Annotated in this window: 15 protein-coding genes; 7 read left to right on the top strand and 8 right to left on the bottom strand. The window is 70.5% G+C overall.

Annotation, left to right across the window (positions count from 1 at the left end; genetic code table 11):
* Window positions 1–2,109 (top strand): glycogen debranching protein GlgX (gene glgX / locus LB823_RS19720; RefSeq protein WP_224650437.1); only part of this gene is annotated, 2,109 nt, incomplete at its 5' end.
* A 21-nt stretch (window positions 2,110–2,130) separates the two neighbouring features.
* On the opposite strand, the gene serB is transcribed toward glgX, so the two are convergent.
* A complete protein-coding gene (gene serB, locus LB823_RS19715) occupies window positions 2,131–3,360 on the bottom strand; it encodes a phosphoserine phosphatase SerB (protein ID WP_224650435.1) in 1,230 nt (409 codons plus the stop codon).
* An 86-nt stretch (window positions 3,361–3,446) separates the two neighbouring features.
* Entirely contained in the window at window positions 3,447–5,150 is a 1,704-nt protein-coding gene (gene ctaD / locus LB823_RS19710) for a cytochrome c oxidase subunit I (protein ID WP_068521706.1), read from the bottom strand.
* Between the two features lie 246 nt (window positions 5,151–5,396).
* On the opposite strand from ctaD, the gene LB823_RS19705 reads away from it, so the two are divergent.
* From LB823_RS19705 to LB823_RS19685, 5 genes are all read left to right on the top strand, one after another.
* Window positions 5,397–6,341, top strand: a complete 945-nt coding sequence (locus LB823_RS19705; protein ID WP_224650433.1) for an ABC transporter substrate-binding protein — start codon at window positions 5,397–5,399, stop codon at window positions 6,339–6,341.
* Window positions 6,342–6,696: 355 nt separating this feature from the next.
* Entirely contained in the window at window positions 6,697–7,701 is a 1,005-nt protein-coding gene (locus LB823_RS19700; protein ID WP_224650451.1) for a diiron oxygenase, read from the top strand.
* Window positions 7,702–7,795: 94 nt separating this feature from the next.
* Window positions 7,796–9,319, top strand: a complete 1,524-nt coding sequence (locus tag LB823_RS19695) for an FAD-dependent oxidoreductase (protein WP_224650431.1) — start codon at window positions 7,796–7,798, stop codon at window positions 9,317–9,319.
* A 28-nt stretch (window positions 9,320–9,347) separates the two neighbouring features.
* Window positions 9,348–10,295 (top strand): non-homologous end-joining DNA ligase, encoded by a 948-nt coding sequence (ligD, locus tag LB823_RS19690; RefSeq protein WP_224650419.1) that lies wholly within the window; start codon window positions 9,348–9,350, stop codon window positions 10,293–10,295.
* A gap of 55 nt (window positions 10,296–10,350) precedes the next feature.
* On the top strand, window positions 10,351–10,845 hold the full coding sequence (locus LB823_RS19685) for a carbonic anhydrase (protein ID WP_224650416.1): 495 nt from the start codon (window positions 10,351–10,353) through the stop codon (window positions 10,843–10,845).
* Between the two features lie 10 nt (window positions 10,846–10,855).
* Here the strand turns inward: LB823_RS19685 and LB823_RS19680 are convergent, their stop codons facing one another.
* The 3 genes from LB823_RS19680 to nrdF all read right to left on the bottom strand — a co-directional run bounded on the left by LB823_RS19680 (window position 10,856) and on the right by nrdF (window position 12,856).
* On the bottom strand, window positions 10,856–11,092 hold the full coding sequence (locus LB823_RS19680; protein WP_224650414.1) for a DUF1272 domain-containing protein: 237 nt from the start codon (window positions 11,090–11,092) through the stop codon (window positions 10,856–10,858).
* A 79-nt stretch (window positions 11,093–11,171) separates the two neighbouring features.
* A complete protein-coding gene (locus LB823_RS19675) occupies window positions 11,172–11,771 on the bottom strand; it encodes a hypothetical protein (protein WP_224650412.1) in 600 nt (199 codons plus the stop codon).
* A gap of 80 nt (window positions 11,772–11,851) precedes the next feature.
* Window positions 11,852–12,856 (bottom strand): class 1b ribonucleoside-diphosphate reductase subunit beta, encoded by a 1,005-nt coding sequence (gene nrdF / locus LB823_RS19670; protein ID WP_224650410.1) that lies wholly within the window; start codon window positions 12,854–12,856, stop codon window positions 11,852–11,854.
* Window positions 12,857–12,997: 141 nt separating this feature from the next.
* Between nrdF and LB823_RS19665 the strand changes: the two genes are divergently transcribed.
* Entirely contained in the window at window positions 12,998–13,447 is a 450-nt protein-coding gene (locus LB823_RS19665; protein WP_224650408.1) for an SRPBCC family protein, read from the top strand.
* A gap of 58 nt (window positions 13,448–13,505) precedes the next feature.
* Here LB823_RS19665 and LB823_RS19660 read toward each other — a convergent pair whose 3' ends face one another.
* Genes LB823_RS19660 through LB823_RS19650 form a run of 3 tightly spaced genes read right to left on the bottom strand, consistent with a single transcriptional unit; the run spans window position 13,506 to window position 15,579 of the window.
* A complete protein-coding gene (locus tag LB823_RS19660) occupies window positions 13,506–14,246 on the bottom strand; it encodes a maleylpyruvate isomerase family mycothiol-dependent enzyme (RefSeq protein WP_224650406.1) in 741 nt (246 codons plus the stop codon).
* 17 nt (window positions 14,247–14,263) lie between these two features.
* Window positions 14,264–14,779 carry a TrmH family RNA methyltransferase gene (locus LB823_RS19655; protein WP_224650404.1) on the bottom strand — a complete coding sequence of 172 codons (516 nt, stop codon included), beginning with the start codon at window positions 14,777–14,779 and terminating at the stop codon, window positions 14,264–14,266.
* Between the two features lie 50 nt (window positions 14,780–14,829).
* Window positions 14,830–15,579 (bottom strand): maleylpyruvate isomerase family mycothiol-dependent enzyme, encoded by a 750-nt coding sequence (locus LB823_RS19650; protein WP_224650402.1) that lies wholly within the window; start codon window positions 15,577–15,579, stop codon window positions 14,830–14,832.
* Window positions 15,580–15,598: the final 19 nt, after the last annotated feature.

Raw genomic sequence — 15,598 nt, 5'->3', positions numbered from 1 at the left:
CCCGGCGCCGCGCACCCCCTCGGCGCCGCCCCGCAGCCCGGCGGCGTGAACTTCGCCGTGCACGCCCCGCGCGCCACCGACGTCTGGGTGTGCCTGATCGACACCGACGAGGCGGGGGTGCGCAGCGAGCAGCGCCTGCGACTCCCCGCGCAGACGGCGGGCGTCCACCACGGCTTCGTCGCGGGGATCGGCGAGGGCACGCGCTACTGCCTGCGCGCCGCGGGCCCGTGGGAGCCGGAGAACGGTCTGCGCTTCAACGAGCGCAAGGCCCTCATCGACCCGTACGCCCGCCGGCTCGACGGCGCCCTCGGCGACGGCACCGCCCTGTTGCCGTACGGCACGGACGGCGCACCGTCGGAGACGGATTCGCTCCCCGATATCCCACTGTGCATGGTCACCGGAACACCCCCGGCGCCGGAGCCGGGCCCGGGCGTCCCGTGGGACCGGACGGTGATCTGCGAGGTGCACGTCGGCTCGTACACCGCACGCCACCCGGGCGTCCCCGAGGACCTGCGCGGGACGTACCGGGGCCTCGCCCAGCCCGCCGTGATCGAGCACCTGCGGCGCGTCGGCGTCACCGCCGTCGAACTGCTGCCCGTCCAGGCCTGCCTCACCGAGCCCGGCGTCCGCGACCGCGGCATGCGCAACCACTGGGGCTATTCGACGGGGGCCTACTTCGCACCGGACCCGCGCTACGCGGCGCAGCCGGGCCACGAGGTCGAGGAGTTCGCGGAGATGGTCTCGGCGCTGCACTCCGCCGGCCTCGAGGTGCTGATGGACGTCGTCTACAACCACACCGCCGAGGAGTCTGTGGCGGGCCCGTCGCTGTCCTGGCGCGGGCTCGACGCGCCCGGCTACTACCTGCTCGAGAACGGCGAGGACCTCGACTACACCGGCTGCGGCAACACGGTCGACTGCGCCTCCCCCGCCTCGGCGCGGATGGTGCTCGACAGCCTGCGGTACTTCGCGGGCGAGTTCGGCGTCGACGGCTTCCGGTTCGATCTCGCGAGCGTCCTCGGCCGCGGCCGGACGGGGACCGGGCCGCAGGGTCCGGTCATCCCGTTCGACCACCGTGCGCCGCTGCTCACCGCCATCGCGGCGGATCCGATCCTGTCCACCCGCAAGCTCATCGCCGAGCCCTGGGACGCCACGGGCGAGGGCTATCGGGTGGGCGGATTCCCGCCCGTGTGGGCCGAGTGGAACGACCGCTACCGCGACACCGTCCGCGACTTCTTCGCCGGCGGCTCGACCGTCGGCGCGCTGGCCTCGCGGGTCTCCGGCAGCCAGGACCTGTTCGGCGCGCAGGGCCGCACGCCCTTCTCGTCGATCAACTTCGTCACGGCCCACGACGGATTCACCGCGCGCGACCTGGTCAGTTACGAGCGCAAGCACAACGAGGCCAACGGCGAGAAGAACCGGGACGGCACCGACAACAACCACTCGGTCAACCACGGCTTCGAGGGCGGCACCACCGATCCCGCGATCCTCGCGGCGCGGGCGGCGCACGTCCGGGCGCTGATCGCCACACTGCTGCTCTCCACCGGCACGCCGATGCTGCTCGGCGGCGACGAGCTGGGCCACACCCAGTTCGGCAACAACAACGCGTACTGCGTGCCGGAGGGCACCCCCGCGGCCGACGCCTTCGCCGTGGACTGGGACGCCGCCGACGCCGACCTGACGGCCTTCGTCGCCCGGGTGGCCGCCGTGCGCCGCGCGGCCCCGGTGCTGCGGCAGCACGAGTTCTTCGACGGCCGCGCCACCCGGGACGGCGAGCCCGACCTGGCGTGGTTCGGCGCCGACGGCGCCGAGATGCCCGGCGAGGACTGGCAGTCGCCCGAGGAGCGCACGCTGCAGGCCTGGGTCGACGGGTCCGACGTCCGCGCGCCCGGCCACGACGCCGCCGTCGCGGAGAAGGACGCGCTCATCATCTGGCACGCGGGCGGCGACGCGACCGTCGTGCTCGGCGGGCCCGAGTCGTGCACGCACGACTGGGAGCTCATCGTCGACACCACGCTCCCGACGGGCGAGCCCACGGGCCGCACCGTGTACCCGTCGCGCGCGGAGGTCACCGTCTCCGGCCCGACGGTGCTGGCCTTCCAGCAGGTCTGACCGGCTCGGTTCGCGCCGGGCTCAGCTCTCGATGGGCACGCGGCGCAGGCGGCCGTCGACGGCGTCGGCCGCCTCGATCTCGTCGCGGGTCACGCCGAGCACGAACAGGACCGCGTCAAGGTAGGGGTGCGAGAGCGCCGCGTCGGCGACCTCGCGCAGCGCGGGCTTGGCGTTGAACGCGACGCCCAGTCCGGCGGCGGAGAGCATGTCGATGTCGTTGGCGCCGTCGCCCACGGCGACGGTCTCCTCTACCGGCACGCCGAAGGTGTCGGCGAACTCCTGCAGCGCGCGGGCCTTGCCCGGCCGGTCGACGACCTCCCCGATCACGCGACCGGTCAGCACACCGTCGATCACCTCGAGGGTGTTGGCGCGGACGAAGTCGAGCTCCAGGTCCTGCGCGAGCGGCTCGATGACGGCGGTGAAGCCGCCGGAGACGACGCCGCAGCGGTAGCCGAGGCGCTTGAGCGTGCGGATGGTGGTGCGCGCGCCCGGGGTCAGCTGGAGGCCGGCGGCAACGTCGTCGATGACCGACGCGGGCAGCCCGGCGAGGTTCGCCACGCGGGCGTGCAGGGACTGCTCGAAGTCGAGCTCGCCGCGCATCGCGGCCTCGGTGACGGCCGCGACCTCGGCCTCCTTGCCGGCGCGGGCGGCGAGCATCTCGATGACCTCGCCCTGGACCAGGGTGGAGTCGACGTCGAAGCAGATGAGCCGCTTGGAGCGGCGCGCGATGCCGGCGCGCGAGGTGGCGATGTCGACGCCCTGTTCCTTGGCGACGGCCGCGAGCTCCGCGCGGAAGGCGACCTCGTCGGCACCGTCGGGCACGGTGACCATGAGCTCGAGCGCGGTGACGGGGTAGTCGGCGACGCCGGCGATCGACTCGATGTTGACATCCCGCCCGGCGAGCGCGGTCGCGAGCGCGGAGAGCGCGCGGGCACTGACGGGGGCGCCGAGCAGCACGACGGCGTGCGTCGGCACGGGCGGCCGGGGCGGCTGCTCGGCGGTGATCTCCACCGCCACGTCCATCCCGACGGTGGCCATGGCCTGCTCGACGAGCTCCTGCACGTGCTCGGGGTCGCCGTGCACCGCGGCGAGCACGCCGAGGGTCAGGCGGCCGCGGATGACGGTCTGCTCGACGTCGAGGACGCTCACCTCGTTGCGGGCCAGGACCCCGAACAGGACCGAGCTGACGCCGGGCTTGTCGCCGCCGGTCACGGTGATGAGGATCGTCGGATCCGAAGTCGCTTCGTGCACGGGGAAATCGTAGTCGCCGCCTGGTGGAACGCCGAACGGCGCCTCCCCTGCGGGAGACGCCGTTCGGTGTGGAGCAGGGGCCTGCGCTAGTGGCCCTTGCCGGGGCCCGAGTGGGCCTCGGTGCGCATGCGCTCGACCATGTGCGGGTAGTGCAGCTCGAACGCGGGGCGCTCGGAGCGGATGCGCGGCAGCTCGGTGAAGTTGTGCCGCGGCGGCGGGCAGCTGGTGGCCCACTCGAGGCTGTTGCCGAAGCCCCACGGGTCGTCGACCGTGACGACCTCGCCGTAGCGGTAGCTCTTGAAGACGTTCCACACGAAGGGCAGCGTCGAGGCACCCAGGATGAACGCGCCGACCGTCGAGATCTGGTTCAGCGTGGTGAAGCCGTCCGTGTCGAGGTAGTCGGCGTAGCGACGCGGCATGCCCTCGGCGCCGACCCAGTGCTGCACCAGGAAGGTCATGTGGAAGCCGATGAAGGTGAGCCAGAAGTGCCAGCGGCCCAGGCCCTCGTCGAGCATGCGGCCCGTCATCTTCGGGAACCAGAAGTAGATGCCGGCGTAGGTCGCGAACACGATGGTGCCGAAGAGCACGTAGTGGAAGTGCGCGACGACGAAGTAGGTGTCGGACACCGCGAAGTCGAGCGGCGGCGACGCGAGGAGCACGCCGGTGAGGCCACCGAAGAGGAAGGTCACGATGAAGCCGATCGAGAACAGCATCGGCGATTCGAACGTTATCTGGCCTCTCCACATCGTGAGGATCCAGTTGAAGAACTTCACACCTGTCGGCACCGCGATGAGGAAGGTCATGAAGCTGAAGAAGGGCAGCAGCACCGCGCCGGTGGCGTACATGTGGTGCGCCCACACCGCGACCGAGAGGGCGGCGATGGCCAGCGTGGCCAGGACCAGGCCGCTGTAGCCGAAGATCGGCTTGCGGCTGAACACGGGGAAGATCTCCGAGACGATGCCGAAGAAGGGCAGCGCGATGATGTAGACCTCGGGGTGGCCGAAGAACCAGAACAGGTGCTGCCACAGGATGACGCCGCCGTTGGCGGGGTCGTAGATGTGGGCGCCGAACTGGCGGTCGACCTCGAGACCCATGAGCGCGGCGGTCAGCAGCGGGAAGGCCAGCAGGATCAGCAGCGAGGTCACCAGGATGTTCCAGGTGAAGATCGGCATGCGGAACATCGTCATGCCGGGGGCGCGCATGCAGATCACGGTGGTGACCATGTTGACGGCGCCGAGGATGGTGCCGAGGCCACCGACCGCGAGGCCCATGATCCACAGGTCGGCGCCGGGGCCGGGCGAGTGGAGGGCGTCGGTCAGCGGGGTGTACGCGGTCCAGCCGAAGTCGGCCGCGCCGCCGGGGGTGATGAAGCCGGCGATCACCATGATGGCGCCGAAGACGAACAGCCAGTAGCCGAAGGCGTTCAGGCGCGGGAAGGCGACGTCGGGCGCGCCGATCTGCAGCGGCAGCACGAAGTTGGCGAAGCCGATCACGATCGGCGTCGCGTACAGCAGCAGCATCACGGTGCCGTGCATGGTGAACAGCTGGTTGAACTGCTCGGTGGAGAGGAACTGCAGGCCCGGGTTGGCGAGCTCGGCGCGCATCAGCAGCGCCATCAGGCCACCGATGAGGAAGAACGCGAAGCACGTGACGATGTACATGATGCCCAGCGTCTTGTGATCGGTCGTCGTGACCAGCTTGTAGATGAACGAGCCCTTGGGCCCGGTCCGCTGCGGATACGGACGTGCGGCGGTCACCTCGACTGCCGGACGATGCGCTTGCGCGGTCACAAATCCTCCTGCCCTGGGCCTCCCGGTACCGCGGCTGTCGGTATCGGCGTACGGCCTCTTCAATCAGGTCTTTCGGGCGGTGTTCGCTCACGGCGGACGCCACCCTTGTGTGGTTAGCGTAGCGCCTCGCACCCGGGCTTGTCCCCGCGGTCCTACTCTGCGTCGTACTCGCGTCGCGGAAGCGGTCGGAAAGGCCTCGACTGCTACCGTGGCGCACGGTCGGAACTACAGGTGAGGACAGTTGCCGTGAACAGGCTCGGAACATCCAGGGTGGGCGCCGCGATCGCGCTCACCGTCGTCGCCGGCTCGGTGCTCACCGCGTGCGGCGGCTCGGAGCCGATCCAGCAGCCCTTCGCCTCGATCTCCACCACCACGACGCGCCTCGCGTCGGCGAACATCATCGGCCTCGACCGCAAGCCGGATGAGGCCTGCGCGGCTCCCGTCGCCGGTGGCGCCGCCCCGGCCGCGATCGTCGTTGCCGATCCGGCGCTCCTCGACGGCCTGTGTGCGCTCGGCCTGCAGAACCGGGTGAAGGCCGTCGGCGGCGACGTCCCGTCGTACCTGGGCGCCACCCTCGCGAAGGTCCCGAAGCTCGCCGACGGCGCGCAAGCCGACGTCGCGGTCGGCACCGCGGACTCGGCGGAGGCGAACCGTCGCGCGGGCCGGACGGTGACGATCCCGGCACCGTCGGCGGACTGGCGCCGCAGCTTCCTCGCCCTGGCCGACGCGGTGCGCATGCCCGCGGAGGCGCGGGCGGTGCTGGACCGCTACCAGCGGGACGCGGCGGAGAAGTCGGTGAAGATCGACGCGGTGCACAACACCGTCTCCCTGGTCCGGTTCACGGCGGACGGCAAGAACCTCGCGCTGGGTACCGCGCCGCTCGCGGCGCAGGTCCTCGCGGACCTCAAGGTCGTGCGACCCGAGCCGCAGCGCAAGCCCGAGGCCGTCGAGATGTCGGGCGACGACGTCTCGGCCGCCGACGCCGACCTGATCTACGTGGGCTATCAGGGCGACAAGGGCCGCGAGCACGGCATGGCCGTCATGACCACGAAGCCCTGGAAGCAACTTCGCGCCGTGGTCGCCAAACGGCAACTCCTGGTCGAGGACTCCGCGTGGTTCTCCGCGGGCGGCCCCGTCGCCGCCGGCATCGTGCTGCACGACGTCGGCAACACCATCAAGGCCTCCTCCTAGGCATCCCCCTCCCCCGCACCCCGTCGCGTCCCGACGGGGTGCTCGGCGTGCGTCCGCCACAGCCCCCCGCGCAGGGGCGAAAACACCCCGGAACGCGAACGTTCCTCCGTGACGCCTCTCACATCCGCCGGGTAAAACCGCTGGCCGAGAGCTCGGTGTACACCTGTTCACGGATTGCCGGTCGAAGAGCCTTCATTCATGCTTGTTTCAAGTGATAGTCTGAGGACGATTCAATCTCATACACGGCTTCTACCAGCACAGACGCCTGTGGGATTTCCCACAGGGTCACGGAAGAAACACCAGGTACGAGCCGGTCGAGGGTGCCAGGAAAGGATCCATCATGGCCCTGCTGAACATGCCCCGAGTGACCCACATGGCGCGCATGCGCGGCCGCTCGTTCCCCGGCCAGGCCGAGTACGAGCAGACGCTGAACGACCTCTCCGAGGCCTCGGTGCGCCGTAACTTCGATCCCTACGTCGACATCGACTGGGACTCCCCCGAGCTCGCGATCGTCCCCGACGATCCGCGCTGGGTCTGCAACCCGCGCTTCGACCCGATCGGCCGCCACCCCTGGTACCAGGAGCAGCCGCTGGCCAAGCAGATCGAGATCGGCATGTGGCGCCAGGCCAACGTCGCCAAGGTCGGCCTGCAGTTCGAGTCGATCCTGATCCGCGGCATCATGCAGTACACCGCCGTGCAGCCGAACAACTCCCCCGAGTTCCGCTACGCCACGCACGAGGCGAAGGAGGAGTGCCAGCACACGCTGATGTTCCAGGAGTTCGTCAACCGCGTCGGCATGGACGTCCCCGGCGGCGCGTGGTGGTTCCGCCGCCTGTCGCCGATCATCCCGCTGGCGGCCACCACCTTCCCGAACATCTTCTACATGGGCGTGCTCGCCGGCGAGGAGCCGATCGACCACCTGCAGAAGCAGTTCCTGCGCTCGGCCGACACGCAGCACCCCGCGATGACCTCGGTGATGCAGATCCATGTGGCCGAGGAGGCCCGTCACATCTCGTTCGCGCACCAGCTGCTCGAGCACAAGGTGCCCACCCGCGGCCCGATCCCCCGCTTCCTGCTGTCGCTGGCGATGCCGCTGGTCATGCGCATCCTGCTCGGCGCGATCATGGTCCCGCCGAAGCAGTTCTGGGACACCTTCGACATCCCGCGGTCGGTCAAGAAGGACATCTTCTGGCGCTCGCCCGAGTCGAAGGCCATGCGCCAGGAGATCTTCGGCGACGTCCGCCTGCTCGCGGAGCGCACGGACCTGATGAACCCGGTCTCCCGCGTGCTGTGGCGCGTGCTGGGCATCCACGGACGGACCTCGCGATTCCGCAGCGAGCCGTCGTACACCGCGCAGTAGTCTCGAACCACCCCGAATATCCGGCTCGGCGGTCACCCGCCGAGCCGGACCCGTATCCCGGCCCGGATACGAACACCCCGGAGGAGCTTCCTCGATGCCCCACGTCATCACCCAGTCCTGCTGCAGCGACGCCTCGTGCACGTTCGCGTGCCCGGTGAACTGCATCCACCCGACGCCCGACGAGCCGGGCTTCGCGACGGCCGAGATGCTGTACGTGGATCCCACCACCTGCGTCGACTGCGGCGCCTGCGTGACGGCGTGCCCCGTCGACGCGATCGGCCCCGCGCACCGCCTGCCGGAGGAGCACAAGGTCTACATCGAGCTCAACCGCTCGCTCGCGGCCGCCGACCCGGCCAACTCCTCGCTCGGCGGCCCCAACCCGCAGGAGCGCAGCCGCCCGCCGATGGCGCACACCGTGCCGCCGAAGGTCCTCCCGATCCCGTCGGGCACCGTCATCAGCGTCGGCGTGATCGGCAGCGGCCCGGCCGCGATGTACGCGGCCGACGAGCTCCTGCGCTACCCGGGCGTCACCGTCGACGTCTACGAGAAGCTGTCCACGCCCTACGGCCTCGCCCGGTTCGGCGTCGCCCCCGACCACACCCGCACCCGCAAGGTCTCGGGCCTGTTCGACAAGGTCGCCGCCGACCCGAACTTCACGATCCACCTGAACACCGAGGTGGGCACCGACGTGAGCCTCGAGGAGCTGCGGAAGCGCCACGACGCGATCGTCGTCGCGGTCGGCGCCAGCACCGACAAGAAGCTGGGCATCACCGGCGAGGACCTGCCCAACGTGCGCAGCGCCACCGACTTCGTGGCCTGGTACAACGGCCACCCCGAGCACAAGGGCGACGCGGTCGACCTCACGCACGACCGCATCGTCGTCATCGGCAACGGCAACGTCGCGCTCGACGCGGCCCGCATCCTCACCGCGGAGCCGGAGGAGCTCGAAGGCACCACCATCTCCCCCGCCGCCCTCGCCGCGCTGCGCGAGTCGAAGGTCGAGGAGGTCGTGATCGTGGCCCGCCGCGGCCCCGAGCACGCCGCGTTCACCCTGCCGGAGGCCCTGGGCCTCGCGGACGAGCGCACCGTCATCGTGCACCCGGACCCCGACGTCGCCGAAACGCTGGTCGCGAGCAGCGATTCCGAGCTGGTCAGCCACAAGCTGGAGCTCCTCGAGTCGCTGGAGACCCAGTCGGACGCGCCCCGTCGCATCCGCCTGCGCTTCCTCACCACGCCCGAGTCGATCGAGGCCACCGACGACGGCCTGGTCCTGCACGCGAAGCACTCCGTCACCGGCGAGGCGATCGACCTGCCCGTCGGCATGGTGTTCACCTCCGTCGGCTACCGGGGCGTCCCGGTGCCGGGCCTGCCGTTCGACGACCGCCGCGCGGTGCTGCCGAACGAGGCCGGCCGGGTCCTCGGGGACGACGGTGCGCCGCTCCCCGGCGTGTACGTCACGGGCTGGATCAAGCGCGGCCCCAACGGCTTCATCGGCACGAACAAGACCGACTCGCAGGAGACGGTGGAGAAGTTCGCCGAGGACGTCGTCGCCGGCGTCATCAAGGGCCGTCCGTCGGGGAAGCGCAAGCGCCCGCTGGGCCGTTTCCTGGGCGCGTAGTCCCGCCCGGGCGCGTACTCTCAGCGCCGTGGCCTCCTCCGCGCACGGCGAGCCGATCGAACTGACCGTCGGTGACCGGGTCGTGCGCGTCTCCAGCCCGGACCGGGTCTACTTCCCGCAGATCGGCGCGACGAAGCTCGACGTCGTGCGGTACTACGAGGCCGTGGGCCCGGGCATCGTCCGGGCGCTGCGCGATCGGCCGACGATGCTGCACCGCTACCCCAAGGGCGTCGACGGGGCGAAGGTGCACCAGAAGCGGATCCCCGCCGGCGCGCCCGACTGGCTCGAGACGGTGGAGATCTACTTCCCGCGGTTCGGCCGCACCGCCGACGAGGTGGTGGTCACGGAACTCGGCTCGGTGATCTGGGCGGCCCAGATGTCGACGGTCGAGTTCCACCCGTGGAACTGCCGCGCGGGCGACCTGGACCATCCCGACGAATGGCGCATCGACCTCGACCCGATGCCCGACTGCTCGTGGGAGCGGGTGCAGCGGGTGGCCGCGGTCGTGCGGGAGGTGCTCGACGAGCTCGGCATCCGCGGCTTCCCCAAGACCTCGGGCGGCTCCGGCCTGCACGTGTACGTGCGGATCGAGCCCCGCTGGACGTTCTCGGAGGTCCGACGGTGCGCCCTCGCCTTCGCCCGGGAGGTCGAGCGCCGGGCACCGTCGGACGTGACGACGGTGTGGTGGCGCAAGGACCGCGACCCGGCGGCGGTGTTCCTCGACTACAACCAGAACGCCCGCGACCACACCATCGCGTGCGCGTACTCGCTGCGCGGCACCCCGATCGCCACCGCCTCCGCCCCGATCACCTGGGACGAGGTGCCGGACGTGCACCCCGACGACTTCACGATCCGCACCCTCCCCGCCCGCTTCGCCGACCTCGGTGACCTGCACGCATCCATCGACGACGAGGCCTTCTCGTTGGACACCCTCGTCGAGTGGGCCGACCGCGACGACCTCCCCCTCGCCGATTGACGCAGCGGGAGCGCAACGGTGGGCAGCGCCCCATGCGCGATCGACCATGGATCCCATGACCGTCACCGATGACCTGCTCACGAACAACGCCGCATACGCCGAGGCCTTCTCAGGCCCGCTTCCCCTCCCACCGTCGAAACACGTCGCGGTCGTCGCCTGCATGGACGCCCGGCTCGACGTCTACCGCGCCCTGGGCCTCCAGGAGGGCGAGGCGCACGTCATCCGCAACGCCGGCGGTGTGATCACCGAGGACCAGATCCGCTCGCTGGCGATCAGCCAGCGGCTGCTGGGCACCACCGAGATCATCCTGATCCACCACACCGACTGCGGCATGCTGACGTTCACCGACGACGGGTTCAAGGCCGACATCCTGGCCGAGACCGGCATCAAACCCGCCTGGGCCGCCGAAGCCTTCGCCGATCTGGACACCGACGTGCGGCAGTCGCTCAAGCGCGTGGCGGCGAGTCCGTTCATCCCGTCCACGACGTCGTTGCGCGGCTTCGTCTTCGACGTGGCCACCGGCCGGCTGCGCGAGGTGGCGCCGGCCTAGGGCGGACGACCTAGCGGCAGGTCTCGCTGACGACGCGGACCGTCGAGGCGGGATGGGCTTCGAGCAGGGCCGCCGGGCGGATCGGGCGGCGGACGAGCTCGCCGCCGCAGTTGGGGCACGTGCCGTGCAGCTTCTCGTCGTTGCAGTCCGCGCACCACGTGCACTCGAAGGTGCAGATGAGCACGTCGCGTGCGTCCGGCGCGAGGTCGCGCCCGCAGCACTCGCAGTTCGGCCTGATCTCCAGCATGTGAACCTCCTTGCCGCCCACTGTCGCAGTTCCGTGCGGTTCCGACGAACGAATCCCCAGGATGTCGCCGCCGAAACCGCTAGGAACCGCCGATGAAGTCGAGCAGACCGCGGACGGGATCGAGAGCATTCGTGACGTTGGCGACGGTGACCACACCGGTGACGACGGCGGCCACCAGCGTCGCCACCGCCCACCGTCGGCGATCCTGCCGCCAGGCACGGACGGCGAAGACCAGCAGCACGACGGTCAGCACGCCGGCCATGACCACGACGGCCAGGTGGTACCGCGCGAAGTCGTCGACCAGCGCCTGGACCGGGCCGGACGGCGTCGCCCGCAGCTCGGAGCGCATCAGTGCGAGCGCGCGTCCGGGCTCCCCGTCGCGCAAACGCACCGGGTCGAGCAGCGAGAACGCCGACGACAGCGGCGCGATCACGCCCTGCACATTGGCGATGAGCAGTACCGCCGGGATCAGCGCCAGCGCGCGGTGCCCCAAGTACAGGGCCAGCGCCAGCAGCAGCGCCGCGCACACCGCCTTGATGAGGTGGAAGCCCGCCCAGTCATCGACGAGCGATTCCAACCCGGCCGTCGGCTCCGCCCGCTCCCCGAGCAGCCAGGGCGGGAACACATCGACGGCCCTGGCCTCGACGTCCGTGCCGTACACCGCTCGCGGCAGGAACACGAACGCGAGAACGAGAAGACCCGCCCCGACGAGCCACCACAGGCTCGTCCGCGGGCGGGTCTCGCCGGAGTCGTCCGGGGTCAGAAGTCCCAGTCCTCGTCTTCGGTGTTGACGGCCTTGCCGATCACGTACGACGAGCCGGAACCGGAGAAGAAGTCATGGTTCTCGTCGGCGTTGGGCGACAGGGCGGAGAGGATCGCCGGGTTCACGTCGGTGGCGTCCTTGGGGAACAGCGCCTCGTAGCCCAGGTTCATCAGCGCCTTGTTGGCGTTGTACCGCAGGAACTTCTTCACGTCCTCGGTGAGCCCGACCTCGTCGTACAGCGACTCGGTGTAGTCCTCCTCGTTCGAGTACAGCTCCATGAGCAGGTCGAACGTGTACTCCTTGAGCTCCTCGCGGCGCTCCGGGCTCTGCGTCTCCAGCCCGCGCTGGTACTTGTAGCCGATGTAGTAGCCGTGCACGGCCTCGTCGCGGATGATCAGGCGGATCATGTCGGCCGTGTTGGTGAGCTTGGCCCGCGAGGACCAGTACATCGGCAGGTAGAAGCCGCTGTAGAACAGGAAGGACTCGAGCAGCGTCGAGGCCACCTTGCGCTTGAGCGGGTCGTCGCCGCTGTAGTAGCCCATGACGATGGCCGCCTTGCGCTGCAGATTCTCGTTCTCCTCCGACCAGCGGAAGGCGTCGTCGATCTCGCGCGTGCTGCACAGGGTGGAGAAGATCGAGCTGTAGCTCTTCGCGTGCACCGACTCCATGAACGCGATGTTGGTGTACACCGCCTCCTCGTGCGGGGTGAGCGCGTCGGGGATCAGCGAGACCGCGCCGACGGTGCCCTGAATCGTGTCGAGCAGCGTCAGGCCCGTGAAGACGCGCATGGTGAGCTGCTTCTCGTGGTCGGTGAGCGTGCCCCACGACGGGATGTCGTTGCTGACCGGCACCTTCTCGGGCAGCCAGAAGTTGCCCGTCAACCGGTCCCAGACCTCGGCGTCCTTCTCGTCCGGCACCCGGTTCCAGTTGATCGCCGACACCCGGCTGACCAGCTTGAGCGGAGCTCCGTCGGCGGGGCTGTGAGCGGCGGTTTCAGACATGACACCTCGGTTTTCGCGGAGCTGGATTTCAACGCTCATGACACTACCCCTTGGGGCCGACAAGTCCGGGAAACGCAACACCTAGTGCCATCGCGCCAGTTCGGCGTGTCGCCCGTCGGTGCCGCCGGGTAGCCTCCGCGCATGCAGATCACCAGCACGGTCGCCATCGCCGCGCCCCGCGCCGCGGTCTTCGCGGCGTTCGCCGACATCGAGAACGCGCCCGCTCGGATGTCCGGGATCGAGAGCGTCGAGTTCGTCTCCGACGTCCGCACCGGGCTCGGCACCCGCTGGCGCGAGACGCGCCGTATGTACGGCCGCGCCGCCACCGAGGAGATGGAGATCACGGCGTTCGACGCACCGTCGGGCTACACCGTCGAGGCCGACGGGCCAGGTGTCCGGTACCGCACCGAGTTCCGCTTCGAGGACGACGGTGCCGGCACCCGCGTCACGATGACCTTCGGCGGCGAGCCCACCACGACGGTCAGCCGCATCCTCGCCGTCCTCACCAAGCCCCTCACGGGATCGGTGCGCAAGGCGGTGGAGGCCGACCTCGCCGATATGAAGCGGTACCTGGAGCGCCCCGGCTCCTAGCCGCGCCCTGCGGTGGATTTTCGCCGCTCAGCGGGCACTATCCACCGCACGGCGTCGCTCAGATGATCACGACGTCGAGCAGCCCGTCGAGCACGGACCGATCGCCGTCCAGCTCGACGGTGCCGGGCTCGGCCCGTCGCCACAGCACCAGGTCGAGGTCGGACGCGGTGCCGCGCAGCGTCACGTCCGCCGGAACCGGCTCGTCGAGGACGTCGATGCCGTCGGCGCGCAGCCGCAGCGTCCACCGGTCCCCTGTGTCGGTCGCCTCGATCGCGATCACCTTCCCCACCAGGCCCTCAGGCAGCCCTTTCTTGCCGACGATGAGTGGGATCTGCATCTGCGTCAGCTCGGTGATGCCGTCGGCGGCGGTCCACGCCGGGAGCGGCTCGGCACCGTCGGGCAGCGAGTTCTGCAGGTCCCAGCGATGGATGGACACTTCCTGCGTCATCCGGCGCATCCAGAACGCGGCGACGGTGCGGCCGATGAAGGCGCGCGCGGGCTCGTCGGGCGCATGCCGGCGGAGCTCGTCGATCAGGGCCGCGTTGACGCCCGCGTACCACCCCAGGACCGCGTCGCCGTCGGGCGCGTCGGAGACGTCGGGGATGAAGCGCTCCTTCGAATCCGGGCCGCCCTGCAGGAAGGCGGTGGCCCAGCGATGCGCGCCGGCGGTGTGGACGATGCCGTCGCGCACCGTCCACCCGGGGCAGCTGGGGACGGGGAGCGGGAGGTGGGCGGGGTCGATGGCGGCGATGCGGGCGCCGTCGGCGGCGATGGAGTCGAGCCAGAGCTGAGCGGTCATACCCCGACCTTACGAACTCAGGACAGGCCCGCGAGCCGATACAGCACCAACGACCCCGCGACCGCGACGTTGAGGCTCGCGCCGCGGCCGATCATGGGGATCTCGACGGCCTCGTCGAGCAGGTGCAGGGTGTCGCTCGGGATCCCGGAGAACTCGTGACCCAGCACGACGACGGTGCGCCCCCGCGCGGGCGGGAGGTCGCCGAGGCGCGTGGCGCCCTCGGCGAGTTCCACGCCGATGATGTGCGAGCCTCGTTCGCGCTGCTTGAGCAGCCAGTTCTGCGGGTTGCCGACGCGGTGGATGCAGCTGGGCCCGGGCAGCGTATTACCCTTGCGCAGAGCACCCTTCACCCAGTCGTGCGACGGGACCGCCATGCAGGCGCCGACGGCGTCGCAGGTGCGCAGCAGGGTGCCGAGGTTCGCGCCGTGCTGCGCCCAGAGCGGGGCGACGATGAGGTGATCCCAACAGGAGTGGCCCTGGCGCCGCCGTGCGCGGCGCAGTTCGGAGCGGGACTTCACCCGCAGCTCGGCCATCAGACGGTGTGAGGCGTGGCGCCCCTTCCATGATTCGTCATCGCTCCAGGCTACGTGACCTGCACGGCGTCCAGCAATGCCGCGGCAACGGTGGCGTCGCCGAAGATCGCGAGGTCGGCGAGCGGCACCCGACGCCACAGCGCGAGGTACAGGTCCGACGTGGCGCCGCGGAGCGCGACGTCGCCCTTCGCGTGCCCACGCTCGACGGCGATGGACTCCCGCGCGAGCGTCAGGGTCCATTCCGCGTCGTCGCGGTCGGTGCCGTGCAGGTGGACGGTCCGCCCGACGAGCCCGTCCGGCAGGCCGGGACCGCGGGAGAGGAACCGTCCGGCGAACACCTCGGCCCACTCCTCGATCCCGTCGCCGGCGAGCACGGATTCGACGGGTCGCGCTGCGTTCCAGGAGTTCTCGGCGTCCCAGCGGTGCACGGCGGTCTCGTGGGCCTGGCGGCGCATCCAGAAGCCGGCGGTGACGCGGCCGGTGAAGGCTCGGGCCGGCTCGTCCGCGTCGTGGCGGCGCAGCTCGGCCAGCAGTCCGTCGAGGCGGTCGCGGTACCAGGCGGTGACCGCCGCCCCGGCGGGCGCGTCGTCCTCGATCGGGGCGAACCGGTTCGTCGAATCCGGGCCCTCGGCGAGGAAGGTCGCGGCCCAGCGATGGACTCCGCCGAGATGCACGACGAGGTCGCGCACCGTCCACCCGGGGCAGCTCGGGACGTCGAGGGCCAGCCGCTCCGGCGGGGTGGCGGCGACCGCGCCGCCGTCCCGCTCCAGCGCCGCCAACCAGTCGTTCGGGGCCGTCATGGCCGCGACGATACCGCCT

The organism is Tsukamurella sp. M9C (assembly GCF_020169415.1).
GTDB lineage: Bacteria > Actinomycetota > Actinomycetes > Mycobacteriales > Mycobacteriaceae > Tsukamurella.
The sequence above is the reverse complement of the archived record's forward strand: the minus strand, read 5'-3'. Positions and strand labels throughout refer to the sequence as shown.